The following is an 11,733-nucleotide window of genomic DNA, read 5'->3' as shown; positions in this document are numbered from 1 at the left end:
AAATGACCCATTCCAGTCTACATATTAGAAAATTTGCAACGTGGGTTATATGGCTTGTTGTGGTTCTTTTGTATGGATGTACCGAACCATTGTTTATTGATGTTTCAGGTTCAGACAGTGTGCTTGTGGTCGATGCAACAATTACCAACGAGCTCAAGAACCATGAAATATTGTTGAGCCGTTCTTCACAATCGGACACTGAGGAACCTATTCCTGAGCGTTCTGCTAACCTGAGTGTTGAAGTTGACAATCAGCAAACATATACGTTTACTGAAATAGCACCTGGAAGGTACAAATCAGATATGGCCTTTGCCGCCCAATCCAATAATGCATACGAATTAAGAATTACAACCGCTGAAGGAAAGAATTATCGTTCAAAATCAATCCAATTGCCACAGGCAACACAGATTGACAATGTTTATGCTGAATTGACCCAGACGGATACAGGCATAGATGGGGTTAACATAAATGTGGATAGCTTTGATCCAACCGGAAATTCGGTGTATTACAGATATAAGTACGAAGAGACCTATAAAGTAATAGCTCCTGAATGGAGGCCATGGGAATTGGTACTTGCAAATGAAGATCCTCCGATAGCAACAGATGCACTACATACCGAAGAGAAAAGAGTGTGTTTTGCCACTGAAAAATCCAATAGCATAATCCTTACCAAAACTACAGATTCGAGTGAAGATCGGATAACCAGTTTTGCGGTGAGGTTTTTAGCTGCGGATAATTTTATCATTTCTCACCGCTACAGTATATTGGTAAGACAATTTGTACTGAATGAGGATACTTATGAGTTTTATGAACAATTAAATGAATTTTCAGAATCTGAGAGTATATTTTCACAGATACAACCTGGATTTATCATTGGGAACATTTTTCCGGAAGATGGCTCCGATGAAAGGGTTGTTGGTATTTTTGAAGTATCGTCGGTTTCAGAAAGAAGAGTTTTTTTTAATTATGTCGATTTTTTTCCGGAAGAAGCATTACCTCCCTTTGTTGATGAATGTCGCAGATCACTTGCAACAAATAGTGAGGTATTGGGTCAAGCGGTGAAAGCTCAATCGGTAAGCCTTGCAGGTTTTCTCGATAATGGGGATGGATCTGTCACTTATATTATCCAACCTAGGGTCTGTGGCGATTGCACGGCGTTGGGCACTAATGTAGAACCTGATTTTTGGGAGGAATAAACCAAGTAAAATGATAAGAAGGATAGTCTTATTTTTATTGATATCTATGGGAACTTATAATTCCATTAGCGCTCAATATCAAATAAAAACCGCTGATGAACAGGAGGGCTATCAATCTATTTCCAAAGAACGTATATACCTTCATTTCAATGACACTTTTCTACTCTCAGGAGAATATCTGTACTATAAAATCTATTGTTTAGATGCCCAAAATGGCACCCAAAGTGCTATTAGTAAAATAGCTTACGTGCAATTAGTGGGGAGTGATGGCCAGATAGTATTCAAACATAAGGTCAAACTTTCTTCGGGACAAGGTCAAGGCGAGTTCTTTATTCCAACCGCAACACCCTCCGGCAGCTATAAACTGATTGGATATACCCAGTGGATGCGAAATATGGGACAAGAGGATTTCTTTTACGCCGATATAGCCATAGTTAATCCTTACCAAGAATTAGATAGGACCATACTACTTTCCGAGGTAATCCAATCGGCAGATTCAATTGCACCAATACCAAAAGGAAAAACCCCAATGGCAAATCTTTCCAAGCAATCTGGACGCGATTATGTTCAGATGGTTCTTTCAAAAAAGATATATCATAAACGTGAATTGGTTAATCTTGAAATTAGGGGAGATCACCAACCCCTAGTAAAAGGAAATTTTTCCCTTTCCGTCCGGAAACTGGATTCATTACACCGATTTTCACCTCCAAATCCAGAGCAAGTAAAACTCAATACCAAAGAGGGATTGAACAAAACGAAACCCGGTGACTACATTTTTCTGCCAGAATTGCGTGGAGAATTGATAACAGGAACAGTGGTGTCCAAGGAAGAAGGAATTCCGCAACCCAACCAAAAAATAGCAATCTCACTTTCCAAAAATTATCCAGTTATCAAAACTGCCATCACAGATACAAATGGAAGGTTCTTTGTTAACATCGATGAAGCAGATAGAAATAGTGAAGCGCAGGTATTGATCTTAGAGGATAATTTTAACAATAAACGAATAACAATTGATGAATCCGATCCAATCAATTATAGCGACCTTACTTTTAAAAAACTTAAGATTTCAGCAGAAATGGCCAAAACCATTTTGAAGAGGAGTGTGCACAATCAAATTGAAAGCGCCTATTTTCATAAAAGAATGGACAGTACTTTAACGCAAAACACTGAGAATGAATTTCTCAATAACCTGGAAGAAACATATATTTTAAATGATTACCAGCGATTTTCTACGCTGAAGGAAACTATTGTTGAGATTTTGGATAATGTTTGGATAAAAAAGGAAAAAGACAATCATAAAATTCAGATTAGGGGAACAGAGTCCTTTTTTGTTGCTTCAAACGAAGTTCCGTTGGTATTTGTGGACGGGTTTTTTGTACAAGACATCAATAGTCTTATGGAATACGACGTTAAGAAAATTGAGCGCATAGCTGTTTCCCGCAACAAATACTATGTGGGTCCACAGGTATACCATGGAATCTTATCAATTTCAATAAGCGACCAGAATTTTAGACCATCTGAAAATGAATCCATTCATAGCGAGACTTTGATGGCGCCATTACCTAAAAAAAGATATTTCTTTCAGGGATATGGAGCGGGAGTCACAGAAGTGCAAAGGAAATACCCTGATTTCAGATATCAACTGTTGTGGCAACCCAACCTGAGAGTAGAAGAAGACCGAACCCATATTAAATTTTATACAAGTGATAATGTGGGCGATTTCGAAATCGTCCTACAAGGCTTTACATTGGATGGAATTCCAGTATCACTTCGGGAAACCATAAAAGTCAAATAAATCAAAGTACCAATTGAATTTTTACTATCTATAATAGCCAACATGAACAAAAACATCCTATTTGCTACCTTGTTTATTTTTTTCGCTTGTAAAACAGAAAAAAAGGAGCCCGAATCAACAGAACAACAAGCTACACCCACACCTAATATAGTTGTTATTTATGCAGATGATTTGGGCTATGGAGAACTTGGGGCTTATGGTGCAACCGAACTTAAAACCCCTAATCTGGACAAATTAGCCAATGGCGGAATGCGATTTACCAATGGTTATGCTTCATCAGCGACCTGTACCCCAAGCCGATATGCCCTTTTAACAGGAGTTTATCCTTGGCGCAATAAAAGTGCTAAAATATTGCCTGGTACGGCACCTTTGATTATTGACACCACTCAAATGACCATCCCAAAAATGCTAAAGCAAAAGGGGTACAAAACAGGAATCGTTGGAAAATGGCACTTGGGACTTGGCAGCGGAAATGTAAACTGGAACCAAAGAGTAAATCCGGGCCCAAACGAAATCGGATTTGACCATAGTTACATTATGGCGGCTACCCAAGATAGAGTACCTACCGTTTATATTGAAAATGGAGGAGTTGTGAACCTTGATCCCAATGACCCCATCGAAATAGATTATGAAAAGAACTTTCCAGGTGAACCAACGGGAATGGATAACCCCGAAATGCTTAAAATGAAATGGCACCATGGACATTACAATAGCATTGTGAACGGTATTTCAAGAATTGGTTTTATGAAAGGTGGAGAAGCAGCCAAATGGATAGATGAGGACATGGCCGACACCTTTTTAGTTGAAGCCCAACGTTATATTAAGGAGAACAAAGACAAGCCATTTTTTCTATACTATGCCTTACAGCAGCCGCATGTTCCAAGAACACCACATCCTAGATTTGTGGGGTCTAGCGGAATGGGCCCACGTGGAGATGTAATTGTTGAAGCCGATTGGTGTGTTGGGGAGTTCATAAAGACCATGGAAGAAGAAGGCTTGCTGGAAAATACGTTGATTATTTTCTCTAGTGACAATGGTCCGGTGGTTAATGATGGATACTATGATGAATCCGTCGAAAAATTGGGAAATCATAAGCCTGCTGGTGAATTACGAGGAGGCAAATACAGTCTTTTTGAAGCAGGAACACGAGTTCCCTTTGTTACATATTGGAAAGGAAAGATCAAACCTGGAACCTCTGATGCCATGGTTAGCCAAGTAGATTTGTTGGCGTCGCTTTCCAAATTAGTGCAAAGTGATATTCAATCACAAGATAGCCAGGAGTTGCTGGACGTACTATTGGGAAAAAGCAACCGTGGTCGAGAAGAACTGATTCTTGAAGCCTCAACCAGAACAGCACTTCGAAAAGGAGATTGGGCCTTGATTCCACCCTATGACGGACCGGCTATCAATGCACATGTCAATATTGAATTGGGAAACAGCAAAGAATATCAACTTTATAACCTAAAGGACGATTTGGATCAAAAACACAATTTGGCCGAAAGTCATCCCGATAAGTTAGCTGAAATGATAGCGACTTTCGAAAAAATTCGAGGCACAAAATCAGATAACATTGAACAATTGGAACTTAAGTAATCAAATATTTTAGATATTTTAAAAGGATGAAAAAATATGCGATATCCGTTTTTATTATGTTGATTGGAGTAACAAATAGTTTTGGGCAGGATGACCTTATGCCTTTGTGGCCAAACGGAATTCCAAACCAGAGGGAAAGCAACGAGAAAGAATCTCATAACAATGACGATATACTCTGGATTGAGAACGTTCAGGAACCTAGTTTGCAAATTTTCTTACCCAGTAAAAGAAATGCGACAGGCAAAGCAATTATAATATGTCCTGGAGGAGGATATCAAGGATTGGCCTATGACTGGGAAGGAACGGATGTGGCCAAATGGTTAAATTCCATTGGAATAGCAGCATTTGTTTTGAAATATCGATTGCCAGGTTCAAAATCCTTGATTGAAAAAAGCAAAGCGCCACTACAAGATGCCCAAAGAGCAGTACGACTTGTGCGCTACCATGCTGAAAAATGGAATATAGCAAAAGAACAAATAGGAATAATGGGATTCTCCGCAGGGGGTCATTTGGCCTCAACCTTGGGCACCCATTATAATGATGAGGTTACTGATAAATCAGATGATTTAGATCAAATAAGTGCACGACCAAACTTCATGATATTAATATATCCGGTCATCACCATGAACCCTGCACATACCCATATGGGGTCAAGAGTCAATCTAATAGGGGAGAACCCACAGCAGAAATTGATAAATCAATATTCTAATGAATTACATATTGATAAAAACACTCCACCCACCTTTTTGGTCCATTCAACAGACGACGAAGCGGTTCCCGTGGAAAATAGCTTGCTGTTTTATCAATCTCTAAAAGAAAACAGTGTTTATGCCGAAATGCATATTTATCCCGAAGGAGGTCATGGATATAGTTTGGCTATCGGTCAAGGATATCTTCAATCTTGGACGGACAGACTTACGGACTGGTTAGGAAATTTTGACTAGTTGCTTGATTTTAAAGTTCCTTACTACAACTTGTATAGATGATAAATCAGAACAAGATTTTTACTTGAATTGGAATCAAAACTATTGTTGATATTTTAATCCAAACCCAAATTCGAATAATGGATTCTTGCTATCATATGGGACGTCAGTTTTTTGGTCTCTAACGGCCTCCATTGAGGATGGTAGTTCAAAAGGTAATTTTCCTTGGGGTTCAGAATTTCCAAAAAGAATTTCGCATACTGATTTATCGCTCGCTCCAAAATCGGCGATGACCGCTACTGCGGATTGCGTAATCTCGGGAATAACGGCGGGTCTATCTAAATAGATGTCCACTATGGTAGGAACTTTTTTCAACAAGTTCAAAATTTCCTTTTTTTCCTCTCCTTTGAAATCTAAATCTCCATGGTGAAAAGATGCAGCGATAAAGTTTTTGGTCTCAACCGGATACCATGGTGTATTTAACCTTAAAATTGCAAAATCGGCTTCCTCTGGTGACGAAACGACTTCTGCATATTTAGCAACTGTAATGCTGTCTAAATTTTTAATATAGACCTTGTGCTTTTTTTTGACCAAGGGCAAGGTTGAGTTTTTGTTCTTTAATAGGGTCATGGAAATCTGTTGTGTTTTTTCTCCCAACACTTTTGAACTTTCAGCTCCAATGATTTCGGTTACTTTCATTTCATCCACAAAGGGATTATCAAACAGACCCAACTCAAATTTTTGCCTCAGCAAACGTCGTACGGATGTATCGATTCTCTCTTCTGTCATTTTACCTTCAGTCACCAACTGTACCACCAATTCTGGTCGACTCTCTCCACCAAATTGGTCACATCCTACCTCTATGACTTTTAATACACGTTCTGTTTCACTTAAATGTTCAACACCCCAAGCTCGAGCTTCCCATGTTACATCCGGTCCCATGGGAATATCAGTGATTAACCCCCAATTGGTGCAAACTACCCCATCATAATTGTATTTTTCTCTCAATAATGTTGTAATAATTGTTTTGTTGTAGCCCATGGCAACATTTTCTTCGGTCTGATCAATTGGGACGCCATAATATGGCATAACACCTGCAGTATTGCTCTCAAAAGCCGCTTCGAAAGGAATTAAATGATAATCAAAATTGTCACCCGGATAAACTTGTCCTTTGTGGAATATAAAATCTGGGTCTAAACCTTCCTTTTGAGGCCCACCTCCAGGGAAGTGTTTAGTCATACAAGCTACTCCATTAGTTAATTTTTCACCTTGTAACCCTTCGATATAGGAGCTTGTCAGGCGGGAAGTCAATGAAGCGTCTTCACTAAACCCGCCATTAATTCGAGCCCAGCGTGGTTCAGTGGCCAAATCAATTTGTGGGCTCAAAGATTCCCTGAATCCAACTGCCATGAATTCTTTGCGAACAATATTGGCGAACTGTCTTACCAAATCTTCGTCACCAATGGCTGCAAAACCGGGCATTTCACAAAACTGGGTAAAACCTAGAGAAGCTATCTCGGTATTTTTTTCATTAAAATGATGTCTAGGATCAGAAGCCATAGTTATGGGGATACCCAACCTTGTATTTTCGGCAAGCTGCTGAACATTATTATACCATTTGGCCAAAATGCTGAGATCTTCTGGAATATCCCATGTGTTAAAATGAGTCATTTTCTTGGCACTCATGTTTTCGGTTATTGGGGGCTGGGTAGCGACAAATCCCTTTAAACCTTGCTTGCCGTCAGGAACGGCATCAGTGCTAACGGGTACTCCGTTGATAAACATCATCCCCGCTTTTTCCTCTAAGGTCATCTGGCCAAGTAGATCTTCAACCCTATTATCTATGGATTGGTGGATATCTTCATAGGTATCCATTTTTTCATTCTTGTTTAAATCCCTGAATGTCCGGCCATCTTTTTCAATTACTACTTGAGATTTATGGTAAAGATTAGAGGACATTTGATCTTGTCCATCCTTTGTTTTAGAGTTTTTGCACCCTGTAAAAATGACGAATCCAAGGATGTATAAGAATACTTTGTTCACTTGTTTAGTTTTTAGTCATTATGGCCATAATTACTTTAAAAATACAATTTAAATGATGGTCCAAAGACAGCGAAACTTTGCAAAGCATTTATTTTGCAGGTAAATAAAATCTAATAATACCTTCATTTTATGAGGCATTTTTCATTTATACCCAAAACTTTCAAAGATAATTTTCGGAATATGCTGAGATTTTAAATAACCCAACGGGAATATTTAGATTTTTCTTGGTAAAAACAATATTCAGCTCTGCTGTAATTGCTGGTTTATCAAATATTACCTTGTTAATAGCTTGATAATTATCCAACTTATGATAAAGAAGATTTTTGTGATCGTCATAAATTCTATATTCCTTTATCGTATATGGAATTTCGGATGTAGGATGTGTCACAAATACAGAGGGTAGGGCATTGTCAAAATCACAATCAAAAAATAACTGGAGCATACTTATTTTTTGTTTTTTCGTCCAGCTTAATGTTAGTTGAGGATGTTCATCGTTTAACTGGGCCAGCCAAACGTTGGAATATCCATCTGAAGTTGGTCTTACATCATTGTTCTTAATATTTATAGAAGAAAAATTCTGAACAGCGGGTTCTATGGTTAGTGCTATGTTCTTTCCTGCCGGCATTTTTTCCGGGGTCCAAAAATCAAAAGTGTCAACTCCAATTTCCATTGGAGGTTCTTGCCTACCATAATTTGAAACATGGCGATTTTCCTTTTGCAAAACAGTCATAATTCCTGTAAAACGTTCATCTGACAACATAATTTCAACCCTTTCATTTTTCATAAAACAAACATAGATATAGCTATCTTTAGTTATGGGCTCATCACTGATAAACGTAATTTCTTGTTCACCTTCTATCAAATCAAATGTTTTAGACTGAATTTCAACGTCTGGGGTAAAATGTGTTTCTCTAGAACTTGTTCTTAATGCCACAGTAATTGTGGTATTGTCTGCAGCTCTAAGCTTAATTCTAAATCTGTAGATGTTTTTAGCCTGCAAGGGAAGTATTTGGGCCATATTAAACAATAGCGGTTTCCAATCACCTGATTCCTTTATTTGAGTCAACTCTAACTCCGAGGATGCGGATATTTTTGATTTTGTTGTCAAATCTTCTAAATCCGAAAGGTTTAATCTTGGAATACTTTGACCTTCTCGATTTAAGGCGAGTTGAAGTAGCCTTATCTTATCTTTTGCTGCCAAATCACGAGGAGTCCACTTGTTTTTCAAACATAAAGCTACGGCCTTTCCTACCGCCTGAGCTCCGTGGGCACATGTAAGCATAACACGCGAAGAGCCAAAAGCAACATGCGATGCACTAATAATTCTACCAGCCAAAAAAAGGTTTTGAATATCTTTGCTGTAATAGCACCGATAAGGTATAGAGTAGATTCCTTTTGTGTGCCACTGGGTACAGGAGTTGTGTTCGCTGTAAATACCATCTGCGGGGTGAAGATCCATTGCCCATCCACCAAAAGCAACTCGGTCATAATGGTCTCGTTGTTCGACAATGTCCTTTTGGGTAAGCATATAATCCCCTTCGAATCTTCTGCTTTCTCTCTTTCCTGGTATAGTTCCAACCCATTCTAATGTCAGGTTTTCAGCATCAGGATACTTTCCACTATTCTTTACATAATCCCAAATACCGTACACCACCTTCCACAACTCAAATTTAATTTCTTCAGATTGATGAATCGTATCAAGTCTTCCACCGTATTCTACCCACCACAGATTACAACCATGTTCGTTTAACCTGTAGTTGCGAATACGTGGTAACTCCCCGGCATTATCGATAGCAAACGAGGGAGCTATGAACTCAACTGGTTTGCCAAGGTCTTTGGTATAGAAATATAAAGAATGTCCCAACAGGTTGCCATAATCTTCAATATTAGGTGCGAAACCTTCATCAAACTCTTCTGGTGTTTCGGCTCCCATTCTAAATGAAGCACCAGCTTGAAATGCCACAATTCCGTCCCCTGAAGAATCACAGAAATATGGAGCTTTCAATAAGTAGGTAGTCGAGTTTTGGCTGCAAAAAGCTTTTACACTATTGATTGTTTTTTCATTCGATTTTTGCACCTCGTAAACTGCGGTATTTAACAACAATTTTATATTGCTTTCTTCATGAACTTTTTCTAGTAGAACGGTATCAAAAATAAGTGGGTTTCCATCCCTATTGCGTTTTAGATTATCCAATAAGATTTCATTGATTAAGCCTCCTTCTCTGGCCCATCGATTGTTGTTGCCCATCGATGAAGTAGCTCCTAAAGCCCAGAGTCTAACCTCACTGGAAGCATTGCCACCAAGTACTGGTCTATCTTGGACCAAAATTACCTTAACGCCTTCCCTAGCGGCAACTACGGCTGTACAAACGCCTGCTAATCCACCTCCTACAACAACTAGATCCGCTTTTAACCTAAGAAGCTTATTCTCTCTGATCGGCTCGAAACCTTTTTTGATCATTCTGTTACTTAGTTTTTAAAAAACTTATGTACGTATATTCGGCCTAATTCTTTTTCTAACTCCCGGATGAATAATACCCGATATGATTAAGATTAATATGCCAACAACTAAAACTATTACTCTGGATTCTTTGGCCAGAAATGCTAGAATAATAATCAAGATGCTTACGACAAACAAAGTTGTTGCGAGTACCTTAAAGCCAAAAGAATTTTGTTCCACATCAATACTTTCTTCAATAGTGTCAATCGCTTTTAGTTCACAGTACTTCATATAATCCAAACTTTGTTTGTTTTGAACTTTAGCGTATAGTTCATATGCCCCTAACAGAAATAATGGTAACACGGATCCTAAAAGCATTTCATTGGCCCTTGATAAAGACGCACCCAATAGATCATCTGCAAAAAGCTTAAGTACTGTGTTGATAAACAAACTTATTATTGTAATCCATAAAATAGATTTTCCTGTATGTCTTTTAGAAAAAATCACCCAAACTATAGGCCCGTACAAGGAACAACCTGTTATTGCACCAACGCTTAACACCACATTTACAATACCTCCCGCGGCCGGAACCAATAGGGCCACTATGATCGTGCCGAAGCCAAATAAAATGGTAGAGAGTTTTGCCATGTACATAGTTTGCTTGATTGTAGCATTCGGTCTCAATACTTTATAAATATCATTGGTTATGACAGAAGCGGCAAGGTTTAAAGTTGTATTTACTGAGCTTGCCGTAGCGAAGACCATTCCTCCGAGCATTAGTCCCAGTATCCCCAATGGTAGTACTTGTTTACATATCAGTAAATAGGCTCCCTCATTTTCCAAACCTGGCAAAGAAGGGTTCAATACCCTATAAATCATAGGTGGTAACATCCATAAAAATGGACTTAACAAATACAGCCAACCAAAAGTTAATCCTACCTTTTTGGCATCTTTAGCGTCTTTAACACTGGTATATCGTTGGACATATGCCCAATTACCACCAATAAAAATAGTGTTGAAAATGGTCACTCCAATAATGAACCACCAGGTATACTCACCACTTGTCCAATCAAAAAAGTCCTCAGGCGCTTTTTCTACAAATTGTTCATAGCCCCCTACTTCCTGAAGCGACAGATACACCACTATAATCACAGATGCGGAAAGAATAACAAATTGTAGTACGTCCGTAATAATAACCGCCCACAGACCACCAACGACCGTATAAAGTAAAATCAATACGCCCAAAACAATAACACACGCATTGATTGAAAAACCGGTCGATACGTTGATGATTTTGGCAACCGGATATAAAAAAGCTCCGGCATATGCCAATGACAGTATTAATATTAGGTACGTAAAAAATTTCTGAACGTTATCTCCCAATCTATCCCTAACAAACTCCGCAGCCGTAAGGCTATTTGTTTTTCTCCAGGCGGGCGCTATAAAATAAGCCACCAGAAATCCACTTATACACATGGTCGCTTGTATGGTGATTGAGACCCATCCGAGCTCATAGGCGATAGATCCCCAGACTACGAAGGTGCCTGCAGAGAAAAAACTCATAAATAGTGATAAGCCGCTCATTGACCACGGAACCGCGCCTCCAGCTGCAAAATATGATTTCATATCTGCCCCCCTTTTGCGAAAAGCCAATCCGGCCACTACTATGACTAAAGAAAATACTACTATTACGATGTAGTCGATTGTGCTCATCTAAAATGGATATATCACATGAGTTTTAAC

7 protein-coding genes are annotated in these 11,733 nt (G+C 38.8%); 4 read left to right on the top strand and 3 right to left on the bottom strand.

What is annotated here, in order from left to right:
• Positions 1-2: 2 nt before the first annotated feature.
• From IAG46_RS06290 to IAG46_RS06275, 4 genes are read left to right on the top strand one after another with little or no spacing between them, the layout of a single operon-like run.
• Positions 3-1,196, top strand: coding sequence for a DUF4249 domain-containing protein (locus tag IAG46_RS06290; RefSeq protein ID WP_190809452.1), 1,194 nt, complete (start codon positions 3-5; stop codon positions 1,194-1,196).
• Between the two features lie 10 nt (positions 1,197-1,206).
• Positions 1,207-2,991, top strand: a complete 1,785-nt coding sequence (locus tag IAG46_RS06285; protein WP_190809451.1) for a hypothetical protein — start codon at positions 1,207-1,209, stop codon at positions 2,989-2,991.
• A gap of 42 nt (positions 2,992-3,033) precedes the next feature.
• Positions 3,034-4,584, top strand: coding sequence for an arylsulfatase (locus IAG46_RS06280; RefSeq protein ID WP_190809450.1), 1,551 nt, complete (start codon positions 3,034-3,036; stop codon positions 4,582-4,584).
• Positions 4,585-4,610: 26 nt separating this feature from the next.
• Positions 4,611-5,528, top strand: coding sequence for an alpha/beta hydrolase (locus IAG46_RS06275; protein WP_190809449.1), 918 nt, complete (start codon positions 4,611-4,613; stop codon positions 5,526-5,528).
• A gap of 81 nt (positions 5,529-5,609) precedes the next feature.
• Here the strand turns inward: IAG46_RS06275 and IAG46_RS06270 are convergent, their stop codons facing one another.
• The 3 genes from IAG46_RS06270 to IAG46_RS06260 all read right to left on the bottom strand — a co-directional run bounded on the left by IAG46_RS06270 (position 5,610) and on the right by IAG46_RS06260 (position 11,703).
• Positions 5,610-7,550 (bottom strand): glycoside hydrolase family 3 protein, encoded by a 1,941-nt coding sequence (locus IAG46_RS06270; protein WP_368668168.1) that lies wholly within the window; start codon positions 7,548-7,550, stop codon positions 5,610-5,612.
• Positions 7,551-7,710: 160 nt separating this feature from the next.
• Positions 7,711-10,011 (bottom strand): FAD-dependent oxidoreductase, encoded by a 2,301-nt coding sequence (locus IAG46_RS06265; RefSeq protein WP_190809448.1) that lies wholly within the window; start codon positions 10,009-10,011, stop codon positions 7,711-7,713.
• Between the two features lie 24 nt (positions 10,012-10,035).
• Complete coding sequence (locus IAG46_RS06260) at positions 10,036-11,703, bottom strand: sodium:solute symporter family protein (protein WP_190809447.1); 1,668 nt, start codon at positions 11,701-11,703, stop codon at positions 10,036-10,038.
• Positions 11,704-11,733: the final 30 nt, after the last annotated feature.

It is taken from the genome of Flagellimonas sp. S3867 (genome assembly GCF_014698935.1).
Lineage (GTDB): Bacteria > Bacteroidota > Bacteroidia > Flavobacteriales > Flavobacteriaceae > Flagellimonas.
Note: the sequence above shows the minus strand (reverse complement) of the source record. Positions and strands in the feature narration are given on the sequence as shown.